Origin of the sequence: Acidovorax sp. 107 (assembly GCF_003058055.1) — a bacterium.
Lineage (GTDB): Bacteria > Pseudomonadota > Gammaproteobacteria > Burkholderiales > Burkholderiaceae_C > Acidovorax.
Genome location: NZ_QBTZ01000001.1, coordinates 1,672,552 through 1,693,003 on the forward strand (window position 1 = coordinate 1,672,552; position 20,452 = coordinate 1,693,003).

Below are 20,452 nucleotides of genomic sequence, written 5' to 3' on the forward strand. Positions count from 1 at the left end.
GTCCGAGGCCTCGCAGCCTCGCCCACGTACCGGCGGCGGTTGACGCCTCGGCGGGGTCACCACTCGCGGTGGGGTCAGAACAGTTCGACGTCGTCGTTGGCCACTTTGGTGGCCAGTTGGCCGCTGGCGACCAGGGCGTCATAGAAGCAGACCTGGTTGCGGCCGTGTTCCTTGGCGTAGTACAGCGCCTGGTCGGCCTGGCCCAGGATTTCCACGGGCGAGCCGCGCGTGGTGCCCACAAAACCCAGGCTCACCGTGACCTGGCCCACCTGCGGGAAGTGGTACTCCTGCACGGCCAGCCGGAAGCGGTTGAACACCTTGTGGGCGGTGCTCAGCGTGGTGGAGCGCAGCAGCACCACAAACTCTTCGCCGCCAAAACGGAAGATGCGGTCGTGGCTGCGGAACGAGCTGCGCAGGATGTTGGCGATGAGGATCAGCACCTCGTCGCCATACAAGTGGCCGAAGCGGTCGTTGACCTGTTTGAAGTGGTCGATGTCCACCACCGCCAGCCATTGCTGCACAGGCTCGTTGTCGCTGGCGCCGGCGCCTTCATCGGCCGCAAAGGACTCGGTGACCGCGCCCGAGCGGCTGGCCAGCCCGCTCATGGTGTAGCGGGAGAACTGCTCGTCAAACGTCTTGCGATTGAACAGGCCGGTGAGCGCGTCTCGCTCGCTGTAGTCGAGCAGGCTCTGGTAGTTCTGGTACACCTGAAACACGCCCATCAGCACGTCCAGCTTGTGGGCCGAGAACGGGCGCGACTGCGTGATCTCCAGGCAGGTGCTGACCTTGTCGTGCATCCACACAGGCAGCCACAGCATGTAGCGGCCCCGACGGGGCGAAGCCAGGGCGCTCTCGCCATGGTTGTCCACGCAGTCCCGCAAGGCGGGGTACTGGTCCAGAGGCTCGCGGCGGGGGTCTGCCGCGGCTTCGGAGTCGGTGGAGACCAGCTGGCCGTTGTCTACCCAGGTGCGGGGGCGCACATGGGGCACGCCGCCGTCCGTGAACAGCTCCAGGGCCCTGACCTCGATGATGCTGCTGAGCTTTTGCACCGTGGACAGCACCGACACCTCCAGCCGCAGGTGGTCGCGGTGGCCGGTCATCTCCACCAGGTTTTGGAGGATGGGCTTCATGGGGGCGGTCTGGCGGGCCGGTCGGGGCATGTCGGTGGTCAGTTGCGGCGCACGAAGACCACGTCCCAGACGCCATGACCCAGCCGCAGGCCGCGGTTCTCGAATTTGGTCAGGGGGCGATAGTCGGGCTGGGGTGCAAAGCCGGTGGCGGTGTTTTGCAGCAAGGGCTCGGCGCTGAGCACCTGCAGCATCTGGTCGGCATAGGGTTGCCAGTCGGTGGCGCAATGCAGGTAGCCACCAAGCTTGAGGCGGTCGGCCAGCTTGGCCACCAGTGGTGGCTGGATGAGGCGGCGCTTGTTGTGCTTCTTCTTGTGCCAGGGGTCCGGGAAGAAGATGTGCACGCCGTCCAGGCTGCCCTCAGGCAGCATGTGGTCGATGACCTCCACCGCGTCGTGCTGCAGGATGCGGATATTGGTCAGTTCCTGCTCGCCGATGCGCTTGAGCAAGGCTCCCACACCGGGTTCGTGCACTTCACAGCACAGAAAATTGTCGTCGGGCCGTACGCGGGCGATGTGGGCCGTGGCCTCGCCCATGCCAAAGCCGATCTCCAGCACCAGCGGCGCGCTGCGGCCAAAGGCGGCGGGGGCGTCCAGGGGGGCGGGGGAGTAGGGCAGCACAAAACGTGGGCCAAAGTCTTCAAAGGCCTTGGCCTGCCCCGTGGTGGTGCGGCCGGCGCGGCGCACAAAGCTCTTGATGGTTTTGGGGTGGGTCACACCGGCGGGAGCAGTGCCCTGCACGGTGGGCGCTGTGGGTGTGGTGGCTGCGGCGGGCGCAGCACTGGTGGGGGCGGTAGCTGTTGTCAATTCGGTCACGGTGGGCCATTGTAGTTTCGTCGCCACGCCGCCACCCAGTGTGTCAGTGCGTCGGCAATGCAAATGTTGTGCAGATTTGCCACAGCGGGCAGGCCCAGTGCCAGCGCGGCCTGTGACAGGGCCTGCAGGGAGTGCTGCAGGTCCAGCGCCTGCGCGCCGTTTTGTTTGGAGAGCTTTTCGCCGTTGTCGCCACACACCAAGGGGGTGTGCAGGTAGCGCGGCGTGGGCAGCCCCAGGGCCTGCTGCAGCAGGATCTGGCGGGGCGTGTTGTCCGCCAGGTCTTCACCCCGGACCACATCGGTGATGCCCTGGTCGGCGTCGTCCACCACCACGGCCAGTTGGTAGGCCCATAGCCCGTCTGCGCGGCGCAGCACAAAGTCGCCCACGGCAGTCGCGACCTGTTGCTGCTGATGGCCCAGGCGGCGGTCCTCCCACTGGAGCACTCCGTCTGCTACTGAATATGTAGCACCCCGGGCATGATCCACTAGCGCAATCGGCTGTTTTGGCTTGAAGTCGGAGACATTGAAGCGCCAGGAGCGCCCCGTGCGGCCGTGCAGACCTCGGCGGCAGGTTCCCGGGTAGGGCAGCGCGGCATGTCGCTCGCGGGCATGGCCCTGTGCGGCATGGGCGTCCTCGATGTCCTTGCGTGAACAGGCGCAGGGGTAGGCATTGCCCTGCGCGACCAGCTGGTCCAGCGCGTGCTGGTACAGCCCGCTGCGCGCTGACTGCCACTGGGGCGGTGCATCGGGGTGCAGGCCACAGGTGGCCAGTTGCTGCAGGATGAAGGCATCGGCCCCCGGCACGCAGCGGGGCTGGTCCACATCCTCGATGCGCACCAGCCACCGACCGTTGTGTGCGCGTGCATCCAGCCAGCTGGCCAGCGCGGCCACCAGAGAGCCCGCATGCAGCGGGCCCGTGGGGGAGGGGGCAAACCGCCCCACATAGCGCCCCTCAGCGCGTGCTGCGGGGCTGCCCTCATCGTGCGGCGTTGCGCCCACGCCCCCCGTCATGCCACGGCAAGTGCCAGTTCCAGGCCAGACACAAAGGCGTCTTCCAGCCGGTGGCCCAGGCACCAGTCTCCGCAGGCACCCAGCCCGGCCTTGGCGTCCCACAGGTGGCTCTTGCCCAGGGGGTGGGTGGTTTGGGCATAGCGCCAGCGGCGGGTGTCGGCGTGCGCGGGCTCGGCACGGATGCCGGTGACCTCGGCAAATGCCTTGAGCAGCTTGGCCTGCACACGGGCTTCGTCGTCTTCGAGGTGCTCTGCCGACCAGGCGGGGCTGGCCTGCACCGTCCAGCGCTCCACCACGTTGCGGCCGGGCTTGGAGGACTCGCGTGCCAGCCAGGCAATGCGGTGGTGGGTGCTGCGCGCGGCGTTCCACTGGGGGCCCAGTGTTGTCAGGCCAGGGCGAACCGCCTGGGGGTAGGCGAGCATCAGGGTCCAGCAGGGAGCGATGGCCACCTTGGACATGGCGTCGGCCAGCGGGGTGTCCAGCCCCGAGCCGGAAATCAAGGCCTGCGCGGGCACCGAGGGCTGGGCCAGCAGCACCGCGTCAAAGCCCGCATACACATGCTGCTCGCCGCCAGCGCCTTCAGTGCGCAACTGCCAGCCCGGCGCGTTCACGGCGTCGGGTTCGATGCGCGTGACGCGGGTGTGGGTGACGAGCTGGCCTGCCTGGGCCAGGGGTTCGGCCCAGGTGGCCACCAGCGATTGCATGCCCGGGCTGGCCACCCAATGGGCCTCGCGGTGGGGCAGGCCCACGGCGGCCACGCGGCCTGCGGCGTCCAGCACCTGGACCGAATTGGCGCTCCAGCGCTTGCAGATGCCGGGCACGGTGTCGATGGCACGGGCAAAACGCGGGTCGCGCACCGTGAAATATTGGGCGCCTGCATCAAAGTTGCCAAACGGGCTGTCGATGGTGGAGGTGCGGCCGCCAGCCTGGTTCGATTTCTCGAACACCGTCACGCGGTGGCCGGCCTGCACCAGGGTGCGGGCGCAGGCAATGCCTGCCATGCCCGCGCCGATGATGGCGAAGTGGCGCTGGGGTTTGCCGGAGGGGGTGGCGGGAGCTGCGGGGGCTGAGGATTCGGCGGCGCTGGTGCGTCGGAGCCGTTTGGCGGGGAGGGGATCAGGTTTGCTCATGGGGGCCTTTCGGTGACGGTCGGCAAAAGAAATGCGATGCAAAACCAACAGGAACCACTCTACACGCGGTGCAGGCCTGTGCGCACTTGATCGGGGTCAGAAATGATGGTGGTTTTCCAGCAGAGCGCGGCGTGTGGTGGGGCTTTGGAGCTGGTTCAGCCACCACTGCAGCGCGCGGCCCGGTGCGGTGAAGCCCGGGCCGCCCCAGGCGTAGTGCACGCGCACGTTGCGTTCAGGGCGGGCCACGCGGCGCGCTACCAGCCGCCCGGCCTCCAGGTAGGGGCGCACCATGGGTTCGGGCAAGAAGCCGCCACCCAGGCCGCGCAACTGCACGCGCACCTTGGCCTGCATGGTGTCCACCGTCAGCACGTCCTGCCCGCCCAGCAGGCCCATGGTGGCGCCGCCGCGCGTGGCCGAATCGGCCACGGCCACGGCACGGTGTTCGAGGAGCATGGCGTCAGAGATGGGTTCGGGCGCCGTGGCCAGCGGGTGGTGGGGCGCCACCACATAGATGAAGAGCACTTCGCCCAGCGTGCCCTGCTGCAGTCCCGCCACGCTGGTGCCCGCCACTGACACGCCAATGGCCAGGTCGGCCCGGCCGGAGGTCAGAGCCTCCAGCGTGCCGGTCATGATGCCGTCGCGCAGTTTCAGGCGCGTGGGGGGCTTCATGGCGTAGAACGCATCCACCAGCTCCAGCAGGGTGTGGGGCGAGATGATGCCGTCGATGGAGAGTGTGAGCTGCGGCTCCCAGCCCGTGGCAACGCGGCGCACACGGTGGGCCACGGCGTCGATGTCCTGCAGCAGGCGTGCGCCTTCGCGCAGCAGTTCCACCCCGGCCTCGGTGGGACGGGCCTGGCGTGCGCTGCGGTCAAACAGCAGCACGTCGAGCGCGTCTTCGATCTGGCGCACGCGGTAGGTGAGCGCGCTGGGCACCAGGCCCAGTTGCCGCGCGGCGGCGGCAAAGCTGCCGGCCTCGGCAATCACCTGCAACATGGTCAGCGCATCGGGGGTGAGGACATCGCGGGCGTTTTGCATGGTGGTGCCATGTTAATTCAGATTATTTGAACATTCCCATCAATCCGCCTGTGCCTGCTGCGGGCGTCGCAGTCCTACAGTTGAGTCTTGAAAGGAGCACTCACATGCTGACTGTTCGTAAATCGCAAGACCGGGGCCACGCCGACCATGGCTGGCTCAATTCCTTCCACAGCTTCTCGTTCGCCGGGTACTACGACCCCGCCCACATGGGCTTTGGCAATCTGCGTGTCATCAACGAAGACCGCATTGCACCGGGCACCGGGTTTGGCACCCATGGGCACCGCGACATGGAAATCATCAGCTACGTGCTGTCGGGCGAACTGGCCCACAAGGACAGCATGGGCAACATCAAGGGCATCCCGCCCGGTGACGTGCAGCGCATGAGCGCAGGCACCGGCGTGCAGCACAGCGAGTTCAACCACGCTGCGGGCCAGACGACGCATTTCCTGCAGATCTGGATCGAGCCCAATGTGCGTGGCATCCCGCCGAGCTACGAGCAAAAGACCTTTGCCGAGGCGGAAAAGCGCGGCGCCCTGCGCCTGGTGGCGTCGCCCGATGGCGCCCAGGGCTCGGTCAAGATCCATGCCGATGCGGCCTTGTATGCAGGCCTGCTGAATGGGGACGAGTCCGTCAACCTGGCGCTGAACCCGGCCCGCAAGACCTATGTGCACCTGGTGCGCGGTGCGCTGACCGCCAACGGCCAGGCCCTATCGGGCGGCGATGCGCTGCTGATGGAAAAAGAAACCACCTTGTCGTTGACCGATGGCCACGACGCCGAGGTGCTGGTGTTTGACCTGGCCGCCTGATCTTTACTTCGTAACCACTTTCACTCAGGAGTTCTCCGCCATGTTCACATCCCTGCAAAACCCTCTGGCCCTGGCATCGCGTCTGCTGCTGGCCGCCCTGTTCCTGCCTGCGGGCATCAGCAAGCTCACCGGCTTTGCCGGTACCGTGGGCTACATCACTTCGGTGGGCCTGCCCATGCCCACGGTGGCGGCAGCCATTGCGGCGGCTGTTGAAGTGCTGGGCAGCCTGGCGCTGATCTTTGGCGTGGGCACCCGGTTTGCTGCCCTGGCTCTGGCGTTCTTCACTCTGGTGGCCAGCTTCTTCTTCCATGCCTACTGGAACCTGCCCGCCGACAAGCAAATGATGCAGCAGCTCTTGTTCTTCAAGAACGTGGGCGTGACCGGCGGCCTGCTGGCCCTGGCAGCGTTTGGTGCCGGCGCCTGGAGCCTGGACGCACGTAGCTCGGACCGCTGATCGCACTCGCGTGAATATCGCGTGAATGAATGGGCCTGCAGCCCGCGGGGCTGCGGGTTCTGGCATTCAATTCGCCCTGGCTGATTGTTTTCCCTTTCCTTGTTCCCCTATCGTTTCAACAGGAGTTTTCTCATGGCACAGATCGCAGTTGTCTATCACTCGGGTTATGGGCACACGCAACGCCTGGCGCAGGCCGTGGCCGAGGGCGCAGGCGCCCAGCTGGTCGCCATTGATGCAGACGGCAATTTGCCCGAAGGCGGTTGGGAAACGCTGGCCGCGGCCAGCGCCATCATCTTTGGCTCGCCCACCTACATGGCCGGCCCCAGCTGGCAGTTCAAGAAATTTGCTGACGCCTCGTCCAAGCCCTGGTTCAGCCAGGCCTGGAAGGACAAGCTGTTCGCAGGCTTTACCAACAGTGCCAGCACTAACGGCGACAAGCAGATCACGCTGGACTACCTGTTCCACCTGGCCATGCAGCACGGTGGCATCTGGGTGGGCAACGGCATGATGCCCGCCAACTCCAAGGCGGCCACGCGCAACGATGTGAACTGGATCGGCTCGTTCAGCGGCGCCATGTCCCAGTCGCCGTCCGACGCCTCGGCCGCCGAGATGTTCCCTGGCGACCTGGAGACGGGCAAGCAGTTCGGCCAGCGTGTGGCCGACGTGGCCCGCCGCCTCGACCGTTAAGGCGAAGTCCCCTTTTGGCGCTACAGTGGCGCGCCCCAATACAACCAGGAGAACACCCCATGGCAGTTGAATTGCGGCGCGTCCCCGGCGCGCCCATGGCCCAGACCGTGCACATCCGTGCGCACGACCTCGTGGCCGATGGCAGTGTGGAAGAGGGCGGCACCGACAGCGGCCCCAGCCCGCACGACCTGTATGACGCTGCCCTGGGGGCCTGCAAGGCGCTCACGGTGTTGTGGTACGCGCGCCGCAAGGGCCTGCCGGTGGACGATGTGCAGACCGTGGTCGAGCGCGACGCATCGGCCGAACGCACGGGGGTCTACCGCCTCGCGACCCGGCTGCAGGTCAGCGGTGACCTCACCGATGCCCAGATCGCCGAGCTGGAAACCGTGGCGCAGAAATGCCCTGTGCACAAGCTGATGACCACGGTGACGACCGAGATCAGCACTTCGTTGGAGCGTGCATCATGAGCGATACCCCCAGCTTTCTGCCCCTCACGGGCCATGCCAAGGACCTGGGCGGCGGTTTCACCGTGCGCCGCCTGCTGCCCGCTGTGCAGCGCAAGGCCGTGGGGCCCTTCCTGTTCTTCGACCACTTCGGTCCGGTGACCGTCGCTCCGGGCGACAGCCACGACGTGCGGCCCCATCCGCACATTGGCCTGGCGACGGTGACCTACCTGTTCTCGGGCGCCATCATGCACCGCGACAGCCTGGGCTACGTGCAGCAGATCGAGCCCGGCGCCATCAATTGGATGACGGCGGGGCGGGGCATCGTGCACTCCGAGCGCCGCCCGGAGAGCCTGGCAAACCAGCCGTATGTGAACCACGGCATCCAGCTGTGGGCTGCGCTGCCAGTGGCCCACGAAGAAGCCGACCCCTCGTTTGTACACACGCCTGCTGCGGCCATCCCGGAGGTGCAGGTGTATGGGGCCAGCGTGCGGGTGCTGATCGGCGAGGCATTTGGTCAGACCTCGCCGGTGGCCACGTATTCGCGCACCTTGTACCTGGACGTGCAGCTGCCCGCTGGCGCCACCCTGGAGATCCCGGCACTGGTGCCCGAGCTGGCGGTGTACACCGTCGATGCCCCCGTGGCGCTGAACGGCGATGAGGTGCCTGCGCACATTCTGGCCGTGGCGGAACCCGGCCAGCCCCTGCGTTTGACGGCGGGTGAGAGCGCCGTGCGCCTGATGGTGATTGGCGGTGAGCCGCTGGATGCGCCGCGTCACATGTGGTGGAACTTTGTCTCCAGCCGCAAGGACCGCATCGTGCAGGCAGCCAGCGACTGGGAGGCACAAGCGATGGGCCAGGTGCCGGGCGAGGTGGAATGGATTCCCCTGCCGGAGCACCGCTTCAAAGCATGATCAAAGCTTGATATTTAGATAAAAATGGGCTGTAGCGCTAGTGAATCAAGCGCTGGCAGCTCATGATTTGATAGCGGTTTCTGCGGCCGCTGCGGGAGCATCGGTGGCAAGCCCCGTGTCCAGCACGCGGCGCTCGTCGAACACAAAACACCCGCCGTGGTAGTGCGCGCCATCCGTCAGCTCAAAGTACTTCAGGATGCCGCCTTCCAGCTGGTAGACATGCGACAGGCCTTCCTCGCGCATGAGAATGGCGGCCTTTTCGCAGCGGATGCCGCCGGTGCAGAAGCTCACCACCGTCTTGTCCTGCAGCTCGTTCCGGTGCGCTCGCAAGGCGGGGGGGAACTCGGTGAACTTGTCGATGCGCCAGTCGATGGCGTTGTCGAACGTGCCCGCGTCCACCTCAAAGGCGTTGCGGGTGTCGAGCGTGACGACTTCGCGACCTTCGTCGTCGTGCCCCTGGTCCAGCCAGCGGCGCAGTGTGGCCGGGTCTACCGAGGGCGCACGGCCTGCGGCGGGGCGGATGGTGGGGTGGTCCATGCGGATGATCTCGCGCTTGACCTTGACCAGCATCTTGCGAAACGGCACTGTGGCCGACCAGCTCTCCTTGGGTTCCAGGTCGGCAAAGCGGCTATCGGTGCGCAGCTGTGCGACAAAACCCCGCACGGCGTCTGCCGGGCCCGCCAAAAAGAAGTTGATGCCTTCCTCCGCCAGCAGGATGGTGCCCTTGAGCTGGGCGCCCACCGCACGCTCATGCAGCACCTCGCGCAGCGCGGCGGCGTCGGGCAGCGGCACAAACTTGTAGCAGGAGATGTTGAGGACGGTGTCGGTAGTGTTCACGGCAGTAAAAATGCACAAAGGCCCGCTGGCGGGCCTGTGGGTCACGGTGGCCGGGCTGCGCATTACGCTGCCAGGCGTGTTCGGGTCAGGCCGCGGGTGACAGCAGCGTGGACTCGATCTTGTTGGCCAGCTGGGCAATAGCCAGCGCAGCAGGGCAGCCGGGGGTTTGCAGCAGCAGCAACTGGCGCCGCATCACGGCGTCGCGCACCGAAGGGTCGGCCGGGATGTCGCCCATGTGGATCAGGCGCATGGGCCGGCCGGATTCGGTGCTCACAAAGCGGTCGAGCACCTGCTGCAGCTGGCTGGTGATGGCACGGCCGTCACCTGGGCGTGCGGCCTGGTTGATGACCATGCGTACATGCTGGCGCTTTTGCTGCATGGCCAGCACCTTGATGGCGGCATAGGCGTCGGTGAGCGAGGTGGGCTCGGGCGTGGCCACGATCAGCACCTCGGAGGCCAGCGACACAGAGAAAAGCACCACGTCGGAGATACCAGCGCCAGTGTCGAGCAGCACCACGTCGTAGCGGGGCGTGAGTGCCTGGATCACGTTCAGGAACTGGTTGCGCACTTCGGGCGTGAGGCGCGAATACTCCACCATGCCCGAGCCAGCCAGCAGCACATCAAAGCCACCAGGGGCGGCGATCACGGCGTCGTCCAGCGCGGCCTTGCCGGTGAACACATCGTGCAGGGTGATTTTTGGGTGCAGGTTCAGCACCACATCCAGGTTGGCCAGGCCCAGGTCGGCGTCGAGCACCAGCACGCGCTGGCCCCGGCGGGTGAGGGCCGCAGCCAGGTTGGCCGATACAAAAGTCTTGCCGACGCCCCCTTTGCCGCTGGTCACCGCAATGATGCGGGCGCCAGAAGCGGCCGAGGCCAGGGGGGCGGCAGGGCCTGCAGGGGCTGCAGGCGTTGTGGGTTGGGGGGACAGCGCGTCGCTCATCATCTAACTTTCAGTAGGCGCTGCCTGTTGGGTTGGGGTCCAGTGGAGGCAGATCGCCCCAACCCGAGGGGGTGTAGAGCGGGCCAAACAACAGGCTTTTCTCTTCGGCACTGACGGTGCTGTCGGGTTGTTCCTCGATGCTGACACGGTTGCGGCCCGACGCCTTGGCCTGGTAGAGCTGGTGGTCGGCCCGGTCGGTCCAGAGCAGGGTGGTGGAGCGGATCCACTGCATGGCAAAAGCGCCACCAATGCTCACCGTCACGTTCAATTCCACCGTCGGGGAGATGCGGATGGCCGTATTGGCCACCGCGCGCCGGATGCGCTCTGCCACGACCCGGCCAAAGGCAGCCTGGCAGGCGGGAAGCACCACAGCAAATTCTTCGCCGCCGTAGCGAGCCAGGGTGTCCATCGGGCGCACACAGGCGCTGAGCGTGCGGCCCACCGACTGCAGCACCACGTCACCGGCCAGGTGGCCATGGGTGTCGTTCACTTTTTTGAAGTGGTCAATGTCCAGCATCAGCAGCAGGGCGGCTTCGCCCGAGCGGGTGACGCGGTCGATCTCGCGTTCCAGCACGGCGCGAAAGTGCCTGCGGTTGGCCAAGCCTGTGAGGGGGTCTTTGAGAGACAGCTCGCACAGGCCGTCAATCAGGCCTTGCAAGTACAGCGAGGGCACCTCGCGGTGCAGTGCTGCCTCGCTGCCGCCGGCCTGAGCCACCAGAGCGTGGGCAGTATCCAGGCGAAGGTCGCGCAGATCTACCAGATGAGAGGCCGCAGAATCAGACACAAATGGGAACAAGAAAAGTTGGGCAAGTGTACCAGCGCGCCAGCAAGAACAGGGCCAACGCAAGGCGCGCGCTGCGTCGTTGAAATGCGGTCTATGCCCTGGGCACGGGCTCCGGAAGCTGCTGCAGTGCCACCAGCGCCTCGGCGTCAGTGCGGTACATGGCAAGGCCCGGGCGCAGCTCCAGCAGTCCGGCCTGGCGCAGCACCTGCTCTACCGGCAGCTTCAGTCCGCTCAGGTGCAAAGTGCCGCCCCGCAGCTCCATCTGAGCCAGCAGTTGGGCAAAGGTTTCCACGCCGGTCACGTCGATGCGGTTGATGGGCTGCGACAGCAGGCACAGGTGCACCACCTCGGGGTGGGCGGCCAGGTGTTCGGTCACGCGCCGCTCCAGGGCGCTGGCGGAGGCAAAGTCCAGCTCCGCGTCCATGCGCAGCGCCAGCAACCGGGGGGCCAGTGGTGGCAACTGCCACAGGTGCCGGTCGCGCAGGCTGCCGTCAGGGTGCAGACCCACCTCAATGATGCGCGGGTGCAGGCGCTGGTATAAAAAATGGCTCAGATTCATCAGCAGGCCCACCAGCACGCCCCAGTACATGCGGGGTGCGGTGGCCAGGGTCAGGGCAAAGGTGACGCCGCCGATCACCGCCTCCACCCGCGACACGCGCCATAGCCGCAGCAGGGTGCCCGGCTTGATGAGGCTGGTGACGGCGGTGACCACCACCGCCGCCAGCACCGACTGCGGCACGTGGTACAGCGCGGGCGTGAGCCACAGCAGCACGACCAGCACCAGACTGATGGCGAACAGCGTGGCCCAGCCCGTCTTGGCGCCCGCATAGAGGTTGATGGCCGAGCGCGAGAACGATGCGCTGGTGGCAAAGCTGCCGCACAGGCCGCTGCTGATCTTGGCCAGGCCCTGGCCGATCAGATCCTGGTTTTCGTTCAATTGCTCCTTGGAGCGCTGGCTCTCCACCTTGGCGCTCGATGCGGTTTCGAGAAAGCTCACCAGCGTCACGACCAGCACCGGCATGACCAGTGCGCTGAAGCTGGACCAGGGCAGGGCGCCCGGCCAATAGGGGGCTGGCAAGCCCGAGGGCAACGCGCCCACCACCGCGCCCCCAGCGTCGGCGTAGCCCAGGGCCCAGCTCAAGGCGCCTGCCGCACCCACCACCACAATCGCGGCCGGAAACTGCGGCAGCCAGCGGCGCGCCAGCATCAGCAAGGCAAGGCTGCCCAGGCCGAAGCCCGCCGCCATCAGGTCAAACAGTCCGGGCGACGGCGTAGATAGCAGTGCGCCCCAGTCGGCGGCCCGCAGCCCGGTCAGTGCCGCGAGCTGCGATCCCAGGATGAGCAGTGCCGCCGCTTGCGTAAACCCGTTGAGCACGGGCGAGGTCACGAGATTGAGCAACCAGCCAAAGCGTGCCATGCCCATCACCATCTGCAGCAGCCCTGACAGCAGCGCCATCCAGGCTGCCAGTGCCACCCATTGCGCGCTGCCAGGCTCAGCCAGTCCGGTGAGCGAAGCGCCGATCAGCAGGCTGGTCAGCGCGGTGGGGCCCACTCCCAGCCGGGTGGAGGAGCTGAACAGCACGGCGACCAGCGCCGGAATCAGCGATGCGTAGATGCCGGTGACCAGCGGCATGCCTGCCAGTGCGGCATAGGCCACGCCCTGTGGCACCAGCATCAGGCCCACCGTCATGCCTGCCCAGAACTCGCCCTTGAGCAGGTGCCGGTCGGGGCGGGGCCATTTCAGAAACGGAAGCCAACGTGCGAGCGATTGCGGGGTCATGCTGCCGATTGTCGCGCGCCGCCGGGGGCGGCGAGTGACGGGCGAAGGGACAGGGCAGAGATTGCGGGTTCAGGCGCCCCCGTCCTACAGACACTTCGGTGGTGTCCGACCCGCAGCCCCAAAGCGGCTACCTACAGTTTGCACCTGTACCAACCGCAAGGAGTGACTGCATGAATTCCCATAATCTGATCGACCGACCCACCCATCGCATTGCCAGCATCCTGGCTGTGAGTGCACTGGCCCTGGGATTGGCAGCCTGCAGCAAGACCGAGGAGCCTACAGTGGGGCAGCGTCTGGACTCTGCCGTCGAAAAGACCGAGCAGGCAGCTGCCGACGCCCGCGTGAAGGCCGAGGGCGCCATGCAGAAGGCAGAGACCAAGATGGAGCAGGGCGCTGCCAACGCAGAAGCCACCGCCAAGGATGCTGCCAATACGGCCAAGGGCGCGTTGGACGACGCCACCATCACCGCCCAGGTGAATGCCGGCCTGGCCAAAGACCCCGATTTGAGTGCACTCAAGATCAACGTGGATACGGTCAATGGCAAGGTCACGCTCAACGGCCCCGCACCCTCCACGGTGGCCCGGGACCGCGCCGAAACCATCGCCAAAGGCGTGAGCGGCGTGACCTCGGTGAACAACCAACTGGTCGTGACGGCGGGTTGATACCCCGCTGACCGCCCCACTGCGGCGCCCGGGTTCGCTCCCGGTGCCGCGCTACCATGGCTGGCATGAAAGACCACGACATTGATCTTGCCACCCGCATCGTCCACCACGACTACCAGCCTCCGGCCGGGTTTGTAGCCCCTCAAACGGGGGTGTACAAGGCCTCCACGGTCATCTTCCCCAATGTCGCGGCCATGCGCTCGCGCGAGTGGAAGGACAAGAGCGGCTACACCTACGGGCTGCACGGCACGCCCACTACCTTCATTCTTGAAGAACGACTGTGCGCGCTGGAAGGCGGCCTGCAGTGCGTGCTGGTGCCCAGCGGCCTGGCCGCCATTGCCAATGTGGGGCTCGCCCTGCTCCAGCCTGGGGACGAGGTGCTGATCCCGGACAACGCCTATGGCCCCGGCAAAGACCTCGCCAACGGCGAGCTGGCGCGGTTCGGTATCACCCACGTGTTCTACGATCCGCTGGACCCTGCCGATCTTGCGGCCCGTATCACCCCGGCCACCCGGCTGGTCTGGCTGGAGGCCCCGGGTTCGGTCAGCATGGAGTTCCCCGACCTGTGCGAGCAGGTACGCATCTGCCGCGCGCGTGGCGTGACGACCGCGCTGGACAACACCTGGGGTGCGGGCCTTGCGTTTGCACCGTTTGACCTTACCGGCGATGGCAGCCTGGGTGTGGACATTTCGGCCCACGCGCTCACCAAGTACCCCAGTGGCGGAGGTGACGTGCTCATGGGCAGCGTCATTACGCGCGACCTGGGCCTGCATACGAAGATCAAGCTCACGCACATGCGGCTGGGCCTGGGGGTGGGGGCCAACGACGCCGAGGCCGTGCTGCGTGCGCTGCCCAGCATCGGGCTGCGCTACCGCGCCCATGATGAGGCTGCCCGCAGCCTCGCGCGCTGGTTGCAGCAGCAGCCAGCCGTCGTGCAGGTGCTGCACCCCGCACTGGAAGGCGCACCCGGCCATGCGCACTGGAAGGCCCTCTGTGGTGCAGCGCAGGGCGGCCAGGGGCTTGCAGCCGGCCTGTTCAGTGTGATGATCGACGCCCGTTACACGCAGCAGCAGGTGGATGCGTTCTGCGACGGCCTGCGACTGTTCAAGCTGGGCTACAGCTGGGGCGGCCCCATGAGCTTGGTCGTGCCCTACAACATCGCCAGCATGCGCAGCCGCCCACCGGCCCATTTGAAGCCGGGCACGCTGGTGCGGTTTTCGATCGGGCTGGAGGCCGTGGAGGATCTGCGGCGCGATCTGCAGCAGGCGATGGAGCGCGCTTTCCCGCCAGCCTGAGTCCGGCGGGGCGCGAATGCGTCGTTGTCCGCTGGCGTTGGAACCCGGGCGTGCATGAGCGGAACGCGGGCGGGATACGGGCTTTCCTCAGTGGCGCTGCGGCGGCGCCGGGCTTAGTGTGGCGGCATGACCGTGACATCGTCCAAGCCCGCCCCTGATGCGCCGAGCGCGCCCGGTTCTTCAGAGTCCCAACACGCCGAGGCCATTGCCAGCCGCGTGAAGGCCCAGACCGCGCAGCCTGTACAACTGCAACCCTTGCGCTTGGCCGACCCATTCCGGTGGTTGCGGCGCGGCTTGGAGGACGTGCGCGCTGCGCCCGGCATCGCTGCGTTCTACGGCGTGTGCTTCTGGATCATGGCCGTAGTGCTGGGCTGGGTATTCCGCACGCGGCCCGAATACACCATGTCGCTGGCCAGCGGCTGTCTGCTGGTGGGCCCGTTTCTGGCCATGGGGCTGTATGACACCAGCCGCCGGCGCGAAGCGGGCCTCCAACCCCAGCTCAGCGAGTCACTCACCTGCTGGGACAGCCACATGGGCAGCATGGGCATGCTGGTGCTGGTGCTGGTGGTGCTGGAGCTGCTATGGGGCCGTGCGTCGCTGGTGGTGTTTGCGGTGTTCTTCAATACGGGCATGCCGTCGACTACCGGCGTGCTTCAGGCAGTGTTCAACCCGCAAAACTGGAGTTTTGTGGCGGTGTACATGGTGGTGGGCGGCGTGTTTGCGGGGCTGGTGTTTTCGACCTCGGTGGTATCCATCCCCATGATCCTGGACCGTGACACCGACGCGCTGACTGCGGGTATCACCAGCATGCGGGTGGTGATCGAAAACACCGGGGTGATGCTGTTGTGGGGAGCATTGATCACCCTCATCGTGGCCGCCTCGCTGTGGTTCTGGGGCGTAGGCCTGGTGCTGGCGGGGCCCGTGCTGGGCTTTGGCAGCTGGCATGCGTACCGGGCGTCCGTCATCCCGCTGCAGCGCCCCCCGGCGGGGGCCTGAAAGCCCCGTGCTGTTACAGTGGGTCTCAACTTCAGGAAGCTACTACCTTGGCAACACCCAACTACGGATACGAAAAACGCCAGCGCGAACTCGCCAAAAAACAAAAAAAGGAAGAGAAGCTGAGGGCCAAAACACAGCGCAGGCCGAACGATCCGCAAGGGGATGACCAGCCCGCTGACGACCAGCCAGCGGGCGATGCAGGTGATCCCGGGCAGCCCTCCGCAGGCGCCTGAGTTCTTGGCTGCGTTTTAGCGCAGCAACTTTTTCAGCTCTGGCCACACGTTGGCCAGCATCTGCGGATGCGCTTCGGCGCGGGGGTGGATGCGGTCAGGCTGGAACAGGCGCGTCGGGTCCGGCCCGTCCGCTACCCCTTTCAAGAAAAACGGCACCGCCGCTGCCTTGTGGGCCTGCGCCACGGTGGTGAACAGGCCCGCAAACTTGTTGGCGTAGTCGGTGCCATAGTTGGGCGGCACCTGCATGCCCACCAGCAAAACCTTGGCTCCGGCCTTTTGCGCCGTCTGGGTCATCCAGGTCAGGTTCTCCTCGGTGTTCTTGAGCGGCAGGCCGCGCAGGGCGTCGTTGCCGCCCAGCTCGATCACTACGTGCGTGGGCTTGTGCTGGGCCAGCAACGCCGCCAAGCGCGAGCGGCCGCCCGAGGTGGTCTCGCCGCTCACGCTGGCATTGACCACGGTGGCCGTGACCTTGTCTTGAGCCAACTGCTTTTCCAGCAGCGCCACCCAGCCCGTGCCGCGCGCCAGGCCGTATTCGGCGCTGAGCGAATCTCCCAGCACCAGGATCACCGGCGTGCGTCCGGCTGCCACCGCCTTGGTGGCGGCTTGCGCGAAGGCCGTGGGCGCACAAAGCCCCACCAACGCGCCGATCGATGCGCTCAGGATAAAGTGGCGCCGTTGCTGCAGATTGCGAATCAAAGTAAAGAGCCTTTCATGTCCGAACCCTCCCCACTGCCCAAGACACCGCTAGCCACCCCCATCATTGCCGTGGAGCATGTGTTCAAGTCGGTGACGGATTCCACCGGAACCCTCGACATTCTGCGGGATATCGATTTCCGCCTGGCTGCCAGGGAAACAGCGGCCATCGTTGGTGCCTCGGGCTCGGGCAAAAGCACGCTGCTGTCCATCATCGCGGGGCTTGATACGCCCACCCGCGGCACGGTGCGGCTGGACGGCCATGACCTGTTCGCCATCGACGAAGACGCGCGGGCCGCGCTGCGTGCCCAGAAGGTGGGCTTTGTGTTCCAGAGCTTCCAGCTCATGGGCAACCTGACGGCGCTGGAGAACGTGATGCTGCCGCTGGAGCTGGCCGACCGCCGCGATGCGCGCAAAGCCGCCACCGAGATGCTGGCACGCGTGGGGCTGGGCCAGCGCCTGTCGCACTACCCCAAGGTGCTGTCGGGCGGCGAGCAGCAGCGCGTGGCCCTGGCCCGGGCGTTTGTGGTCCAACCCGCCGTGCTGCTGGCGGACGAACCCACGGGCAGCCTGGACTTCGCGACGGGCGAAACCATCATGAAGCTCATGTTCGAGCTGAACCGTGAGTTGGGCACGACCCTGGTGCTGGTGACCCACGACCGCGCGATTGCTGCGCAGTGCGAGCGGCGCATCACCATCGACGCAGGGCGCGTGGTGTAAGGGGTTAGCGGGATTATTTGAGCTTTTTAGACCGCAGGCGCTAGTGGAGCATACGCAAGCAGCTATGAAATTGATAGTGCTCTGAGGGAGGGTGTCGCGCCCAGCGGATAATCCCCCCATGTCCAGCCCCAAAGTTCTCTTCGGCTTTCACGCCGTGGGCGTGCGTCTGAAGACCGCGCCGAAATCCATCATCGAGATTTACTACGAAGCCACGCGGCGCGATGCGCGCATGCGCCAGTTTCTCGACCGTGCCCGCGAGGCCGGTGCCCGCCTTATTGAAGCCGACAGCGTGCGCATTGCCAAGCTGGCTGGCAGCCACGGCCACCAGGGCGTGGCCGCGCGGGTAGAGCCCGTGAAGGTAGCCACCTCGCTGGATGAGCTGCTGGAGGATCTGGAAGCCGCTGGCATCGAGCAGCCCCTGCTGCTGGTGCTGGACGGCGTCACCGACCCGCACAACCTCGGCGCCTGCCTGCGAGTGGCTGATGGAGCGGGCGCGCATGCCGTTATCGCCCCAAAGGACCACGCTGTGGGCATCAACGCCACCGTGGCCAAGGTGGCCAGCGGCGCGGCCGAGACCATGCCGTACTTCATGGTCACCAACCTGGCGCGCACCCTGAACGAACTGAAGGAGCGCAACATCTGGTGCATCGGCACCAGCGACGATGCGCCCAAGACCATCTACCAGGTGGACCTGAAAGGCCCCGTGGCCTTGGTGCTGGGCGCCGAGGGCGACGGCATGCGCCAGCTCACGCGCAAGACCTGCGACGAGCTGGTCAGCATCCCCATGAAGGGCGCGGTCGAAAGCCTGAACGTCTCGGTGGCCAGCGGCGTGTGCCTGTACGAAGCGCTGCGCCAGAGGACTTGATCCTCGGCCCTTTGGTTACTTTGGCGCCACAGCCGAAAGCACCATGCTGGACACCGTGAAAGCCTGGGTCCGGCAAAGCCAGCGCATCGCCGTGTTGACGGGCGCCGGGGTCAGCGCCGAGTCGGGCGTGCCCACCTTCCGCGATGCGCAGACGGGGTACTGGGCACAGTTCCGCCCCGAAGACATGGCGACCGAATCAGGCTTTCGCGCCCACCCGCAGCGCGTGTGGGACTGGTACCAGTACCGGCGCGACCTGCTGGCCAGCGTGTCGCCCAACGCCGGGCATCTGGCGCTGGCGGACTTTCAGCGCCGCCACCCCGACCGTATCACCCTCATCACCCAGAACGTGGATGGCCTGCACCAGCGCGCGGGCAGCACTGGCGTGCTCTGCCTGCACGGCGACATCTTCCAGGACCGCTGGCTCGACACCCCGCGCAACTGCTGCGTCATCGACCATGCAGTGGCCGGCCACCCGCCGCACTGCGACCGCTGCGGCAACCTGGTGCGCCCGGGCGTGGTGTGGTTTGGGGAGTCCTTGCCGCTGGCGACATTGGAAGCCGCCGAGCAGGCGGCCACCCAGTGCGACCTGATGCTGGTGGTGGGCACGGCCGGTGCGGTGTACCCCGCCGCGGGCCTGGCCCACCAAGCACGGGCCGCCGGTGCCAGGGTGGTGGTGCTCAACCCCGCGCCCAGTGCGCTGGACGAGGTAGCGCAGGGGGTGCTGTGCGGCACGGCGGCGACGGTGCTGCCGCAATTGCTGGGCGAATGAGGCCGGGCAGGGCATAAGTGCGCTCGGGGGCGCACGAGTAATCACCAAGGGTGTCGCCTGGAAGACCCACGAGGCTCGGTAGAAACCCTGGTTTGTGGTGCTCAAGGTGCCTGTTGTCGCCCAGCGGACAGGCGCGAAGGCGCGGTGGCCGGTAGCCTGCCCCACCTTTGTTTTATCCGCCTTCCACACCATCATGAGCCGTCGCCACTTTCTTTTGCGTGCCACCCAGGCCGTTGCCGCCACTGGTCTTCCCGCATGGGCCCACACCGCGATGGCGGCCGAAGAGGCCCTGACCGCTCGCTCCGTCACCCTCGGCTGCTCCATTGCCCTGACGGGCCCGCTGGGGCAGGCAGGTATCGAGCAGGTGGCGGGCATGAAGGCCGCGTTTGCCGAGGTGAATGCCGCCGGTGGCGTGTTAGGCCGCGAGATCCGCATGGAGGTCAAGGACGACGGCTACGTGGCTGCGCGCACCCTCAAGAACGTGACCGAGATGGTGGAGGCGCAGTCGGTGTTCGCACTGATCTCGCCGCTGGGCACAGCCAACACCGCGTCCATCCTGCCGCTGATTGAGTCCAAGGGCATCCCTACCGTGGGCCCGGTGACGGGCGCCACATCGCTGCGTGCAGCGGCCAACAAGCACGTGTTCTTCCTGCGTCCCAGCTACCGCGAAGAAACCCAGCGCCTGGTCAAGCAGATCGTGGACATGGGCCTCAAGCGCATTGCGGTGGTGTACCTGGACAACCCGTTTGGCAAAGAGGTGCTCAAGGACATGTCCGCCGCGCTGGACGAGATCAAGGTCGAGCGCGGTGGCGAGTTTGCGCTGGCCGTAGACGGCAAGAACGGCGCCGAGCTGGCCGACAAGGTGGCGGCCGAGCGCCCGGGCGCCGTGCTGCTGGCCACCACGGGTACGGCCAATACCGCGTTTGTGCAGGCCTTCCGTGCCAAGGCGCAGGGTGTGCCGCTGGCCGGCTTGTCCGTCACGGTGATCTCGTCGGAGCTGCCCAAGCTGGCGGCCTCCACGCGCGGCTTGGCGCTGGTTCAGGTGTTCCCCGATGCCAATTCGCAAAAATCGGTGGCGGTGCGCAAGTTCCAGGCCACGATGAAGGCCACGGGCGGGGACCCGGCGTTCCTGAACAGCAACAGCGCGCTGGAGGGCTGGCTCAACGCACAGATCATGATCGAAGGCCTGAAGAACGCGGGCAAGGAGCCCACACGCGAGCGCCTGCGCGCCGGGCTGATGGCCATCCGGTCGCTGTCGTTTGGCGACTTTAACGTGGGCTTTGGCAACAAGGCACCTTACATCGGCTCGGATGCCATCTACCTGGCGATCTACGCAGAAAACGGCCGCCGGATCAGTTGATGCGCTGACAGGACGCCGAGTGAGCAGCAAAACCGGCAGACCCTAACCAAAAAGGCCAGCGCATGCGCTGGCCTTTTTTGATATTCGCACCGGAGAG

General features: G+C 66.4%; 23 protein-coding genes. 13 read left to right on the plus strand and 10 right to left on the minus strand.

Annotated elements, in window-relative coordinates:
- Positions 1-74: 74 nt before the first annotated feature.
- From C8C99_RS07945 to C8C99_RS07965, 5 genes are all read right to left on the minus strand, one after another.
- Positions 75-1,130, minus strand: coding sequence for a GGDEF domain-containing protein (locus tag C8C99_RS07945; protein WP_056644224.1), 1,056 nt, complete (start codon positions 1,128-1,130; stop codon positions 75-77).
- A gap of 38 nt (positions 1,131-1,168) precedes the next feature.
- Positions 1,169-1,942, minus strand: a complete 774-nt coding sequence (gene trmB / locus C8C99_RS07950) for a tRNA (guanosine(46)-N7)-methyltransferase TrmB (RefSeq protein ID WP_056644226.1) — start codon at positions 1,940-1,942, stop codon at positions 1,169-1,171.
- On the minus strand, positions 1,939-2,952 hold the full coding sequence (gluQRS, locus tag C8C99_RS07955; RefSeq protein WP_056644228.1) for a tRNA glutamyl-Q(34) synthetase GluQRS: 1,014 nt from the start codon (positions 2,950-2,952) through the stop codon (positions 1,939-1,941). Before gluQRS ends, trmB begins: the two co-directional genes overlap by 4 nt.
- The gene (locus C8C99_RS07960) at positions 2,949-4,082 is read right to left on the minus strand and encodes an NAD(P)/FAD-dependent oxidoreductase (RefSeq protein WP_108625413.1); all 1,134 of its coding nucleotides are present in this window, start codon (positions 4,080-4,082) and stop codon (positions 2,949-2,951) included. Before C8C99_RS07960 ends, gluQRS begins: the two co-directional genes overlap by 4 nt.
- Positions 4,083-4,178: 96 nt before the next feature.
- A complete protein-coding gene (locus C8C99_RS07965) occupies positions 4,179-5,117 on the minus strand; it encodes a LysR family transcriptional regulator (protein WP_056644234.1) in 939 nt (312 codons plus the stop codon).
- Positions 5,118-5,221: 104 nt separating this feature from the next.
- On the opposite strand from C8C99_RS07965, the gene C8C99_RS07970 reads away from it, so the two are divergent.
- The 5 genes from C8C99_RS07970 to C8C99_RS07990 all read left to right on the plus strand — a co-directional run bounded on the left by C8C99_RS07970 (position 5,222) and on the right by C8C99_RS07990 (position 8,421).
- A complete protein-coding gene (locus C8C99_RS07970; RefSeq protein ID WP_108625414.1) occupies positions 5,222-5,923 on the plus strand; it encodes a pirin family protein in 702 nt (233 codons plus the stop codon).
- A gap of 40 nt (positions 5,924-5,963) precedes the next feature.
- Positions 5,964-6,377: a DoxX family protein gene (locus C8C99_RS07975; RefSeq protein WP_056644238.1), complete on the plus strand. Its 414-nt coding sequence runs from the start codon at positions 5,964-5,966 to the stop codon at positions 6,375-6,377.
- 132 nt (positions 6,378-6,509) lie between these two features.
- Positions 6,510-7,064 (plus strand): flavodoxin family protein, encoded by a 555-nt coding sequence (locus tag C8C99_RS07980; protein WP_108625415.1) that lies wholly within the window; start codon positions 6,510-6,512, stop codon positions 7,062-7,064.
- Positions 7,065-7,123: 59 nt separating this feature from the next.
- A complete protein-coding gene (locus C8C99_RS07985; RefSeq protein ID WP_056644241.1) occupies positions 7,124-7,531 on the plus strand; it encodes an OsmC family protein in 408 nt (135 codons plus the stop codon).
- Positions 7,528-8,421 carry a pirin family protein gene (locus C8C99_RS07990; RefSeq protein WP_108625416.1) on the plus strand — a complete coding sequence of 298 codons (894 nt, stop codon included), beginning with the start codon at positions 7,528-7,530 and terminating at the stop codon, positions 8,419-8,421. The genes C8C99_RS07985 and C8C99_RS07990 overlap by 4 nt, the downstream gene beginning before the upstream one ends.
- A gap of 60 nt (positions 8,422-8,481) precedes the next feature.
- Here the strand turns inward: C8C99_RS07990 and C8C99_RS07995 are convergent, their stop codons facing one another.
- The 4 genes from C8C99_RS07995 to C8C99_RS08010 all read right to left on the minus strand — a co-directional run bounded on the left by C8C99_RS07995 (position 8,482) and on the right by C8C99_RS08010 (position 12,762).
- Positions 8,482-9,258: a sulfurtransferase gene (locus C8C99_RS07995; protein WP_108627079.1), complete on the minus strand. Its 777-nt coding sequence runs from the start codon at positions 9,256-9,258 to the stop codon at positions 8,482-8,484.
- Between the two features lie 85 nt (positions 9,259-9,343).
- Positions 9,344-10,198, minus strand: coding sequence for a MinD/ParA family protein (locus tag C8C99_RS08000; protein ID WP_015013942.1), 855 nt, complete (start codon positions 10,196-10,198; stop codon positions 9,344-9,346).
- A gap of 10 nt (positions 10,199-10,208) precedes the next feature.
- Positions 10,209-10,982 (minus strand): GGDEF domain-containing protein, encoded by a 774-nt coding sequence (locus tag C8C99_RS08005; protein ID WP_108627080.1) that lies wholly within the window; start codon positions 10,980-10,982, stop codon positions 10,209-10,211.
- 91 nt (positions 10,983-11,073) lie between these two features.
- Positions 11,074-12,762: a SulP family inorganic anion transporter gene (locus C8C99_RS08010; RefSeq protein ID WP_108625417.1), complete on the minus strand. Its 1,689-nt coding sequence runs from the start codon at positions 12,760-12,762 to the stop codon at positions 11,074-11,076.
- 170 nt (positions 12,763-12,932) lie between these two features.
- On the opposite strand from C8C99_RS08010, the gene C8C99_RS08015 reads away from it, so the two are divergent.
- From C8C99_RS08015 to C8C99_RS08030, 4 genes are all read left to right on the plus strand, one after another.
- Complete coding sequence (locus C8C99_RS08015) at positions 12,933-13,424, plus strand: BON domain-containing protein (protein ID WP_108625418.1); 492 nt, start codon at positions 12,933-12,935, stop codon at positions 13,422-13,424.
- A gap of 56 nt (positions 13,425-13,480) precedes the next feature.
- Positions 13,481-14,719: a PLP-dependent transferase gene (locus C8C99_RS08020; protein ID WP_056644252.1), complete on the plus strand. Its 1,239-nt coding sequence runs from the start codon at positions 13,481-13,483 to the stop codon at positions 14,717-14,719.
- 126 nt (positions 14,720-14,845) lie between these two features.
- Complete coding sequence (locus C8C99_RS08025) at positions 14,846-15,715, plus strand: DUF2189 domain-containing protein (protein ID WP_233247176.1); 870 nt, start codon at positions 14,846-14,848, stop codon at positions 15,713-15,715.
- A gap of 47 nt (positions 15,716-15,762) precedes the next feature.
- On the plus strand, positions 15,763-15,948 hold the full coding sequence (locus C8C99_RS08030) for a hypothetical protein (protein ID WP_082576891.1): 186 nt from the start codon (positions 15,763-15,765) through the stop codon (positions 15,946-15,948).
- Between the two features lie 15 nt (positions 15,949-15,963).
- Here C8C99_RS08030 and C8C99_RS08035 read toward each other — a convergent pair whose 3' ends face one another.
- The gene (locus C8C99_RS08035; RefSeq protein WP_108625419.1) at positions 15,964-16,644 is read right to left on the minus strand and encodes an arylesterase; all 681 of its coding nucleotides are present in this window, start codon (positions 16,642-16,644) and stop codon (positions 15,964-15,966) included.
- Positions 16,645-16,659: 15 nt separating this feature from the next.
- Here C8C99_RS08035 and C8C99_RS08040 point away from each other — a divergent pair, with 15 nt between their 5' ends.
- The 4 genes from C8C99_RS08040 (at position 16,660) to C8C99_RS08055 (ending at position 20,355) form a co-directional block, all read left to right on the plus strand.
- Complete coding sequence (locus tag C8C99_RS08040) at positions 16,660-17,361, plus strand: ABC transporter ATP-binding protein (RefSeq protein WP_108625420.1); 702 nt, start codon at positions 16,660-16,662, stop codon at positions 17,359-17,361.
- 118 nt (positions 17,362-17,479) lie between these two features.
- The gene (gene rlmB / locus C8C99_RS08045) at positions 17,480-18,226 is read left to right on the plus strand and encodes a 23S rRNA (guanosine(2251)-2'-O)-methyltransferase RlmB (protein ID WP_056644258.1); all 747 of its coding nucleotides are present in this window, start codon (positions 17,480-17,482) and stop codon (positions 18,224-18,226) included.
- Between the two features lie 43 nt (positions 18,227-18,269).
- The gene (locus C8C99_RS08050) at positions 18,270-18,995 is read left to right on the plus strand and encodes an NAD-dependent deacylase (protein WP_056644260.1); all 726 of its coding nucleotides are present in this window, start codon (positions 18,270-18,272) and stop codon (positions 18,993-18,995) included.
- Positions 18,996-19,188: 193 nt separating this feature from the next.
- Positions 19,189-20,355 carry an ABC transporter substrate-binding protein gene (locus C8C99_RS08055; RefSeq protein ID WP_056644261.1) on the plus strand — a complete coding sequence of 389 codons (1,167 nt, stop codon included), beginning with the start codon at positions 19,189-19,191 and terminating at the stop codon, positions 20,353-20,355.
- Positions 20,356-20,452 lie beyond the last annotated feature (97 nt).

What these genes read in the sequence shown, in the direction of transcription:
- C8C99_RS07945 (WP_056644224.1), bottom strand. Translation starts at nt 1,130, where the DNA reads ATGAAGCCCATCCTCCAAAACCTGGTGGAGATGACCGGCCACCGCGAC.
- gluQRS (WP_056644228.1), bottom strand. Translation starts at nt 2,952, where the DNA reads ATGACGGGGGGCGTGGGCGCAACGCCGCACGATGAGGGCAGCCCCGCA.
- C8C99_RS07960 (WP_108625413.1), bottom strand. Translation starts at nt 4,082, where the DNA reads ATGAGCAAACCTGATCCCCTCCCCGCCAAACGGCTCCGACGCACCAGC.
- C8C99_RS07965 (WP_056644234.1), bottom strand. Translation starts at nt 5,117, where the DNA reads ATGCAAAACGCCCGCGATGTCCTCACCCCCGATGCGCTGACCATGTTG.
- C8C99_RS07970 (WP_108625414.1), top strand. Translation starts at nt 5,222, where the DNA reads ATGCTGACTGTTCGTAAATCGCAAGACCGGGGCCACGCCGACCATGGC.
- C8C99_RS07975 (WP_056644238.1), top strand. Translation starts at nt 5,964, where the DNA reads ATGTTCACATCCCTGCAAAACCCTCTGGCCCTGGCATCGCGTCTGCTG.
- C8C99_RS07980 (WP_108625415.1), top strand. Translation starts at nt 6,510, where the DNA reads ATGGCACAGATCGCAGTTGTCTATCACTCGGGTTATGGGCACACGCAA.
- C8C99_RS07985 (WP_056644241.1), top strand. Translation starts at nt 7,124, where the DNA reads ATGGCAGTTGAATTGCGGCGCGTCCCCGGCGCGCCCATGGCCCAGACC.
- C8C99_RS07990 (WP_108625416.1), top strand. Translation starts at nt 7,528, where the DNA reads ATGAGCGATACCCCCAGCTTTCTGCCCCTCACGGGCCATGCCAAGGAC.
- C8C99_RS08000 (WP_015013942.1), bottom strand. Translation starts at nt 10,198, where the DNA reads ATGAGCGACGCGCTGTCCCCCCAACCCACAACGCCTGCAGCCCCTGCA.
- C8C99_RS08010 (WP_108625417.1), bottom strand. Translation starts at nt 12,762, where the DNA reads ATGACCCCGCAATCGCTCGCACGTTGGCTTCCGTTTCTGAAATGGCCC.
- C8C99_RS08015 (WP_108625418.1), top strand. Translation starts at nt 12,933, where the DNA reads ATGAATTCCCATAATCTGATCGACCGACCCACCCATCGCATTGCCAGC.
- C8C99_RS08020 (WP_056644252.1), top strand. Translation starts at nt 13,481, where the DNA reads ATGGCTGGCATGAAAGACCACGACATTGATCTTGCCACCCGCATCGTC.
- C8C99_RS08025 (WP_233247176.1), top strand. Translation starts at nt 14,846, where the DNA reads ATGACCGTGACATCGTCCAAGCCCGCCCCTGATGCGCCGAGCGCGCCC.
- C8C99_RS08040 (WP_108625420.1), top strand. Translation starts at nt 16,660, where the DNA reads ATGTCCGAACCCTCCCCACTGCCCAAGACACCGCTAGCCACCCCCATC.
- rlmB (WP_056644258.1), top strand. Translation starts at nt 17,480, where the DNA reads ATGTCCAGCCCCAAAGTTCTCTTCGGCTTTCACGCCGTGGGCGTGCGT.
- C8C99_RS08050 (WP_056644260.1), top strand. Translation starts at nt 18,270, where the DNA reads ATGCTGGACACCGTGAAAGCCTGGGTCCGGCAAAGCCAGCGCATCGCC.
- C8C99_RS08055 (WP_056644261.1), top strand. Translation starts at nt 19,189, where the DNA reads ATGAGCCGTCGCCACTTTCTTTTGCGTGCCACCCAGGCCGTTGCCGCC.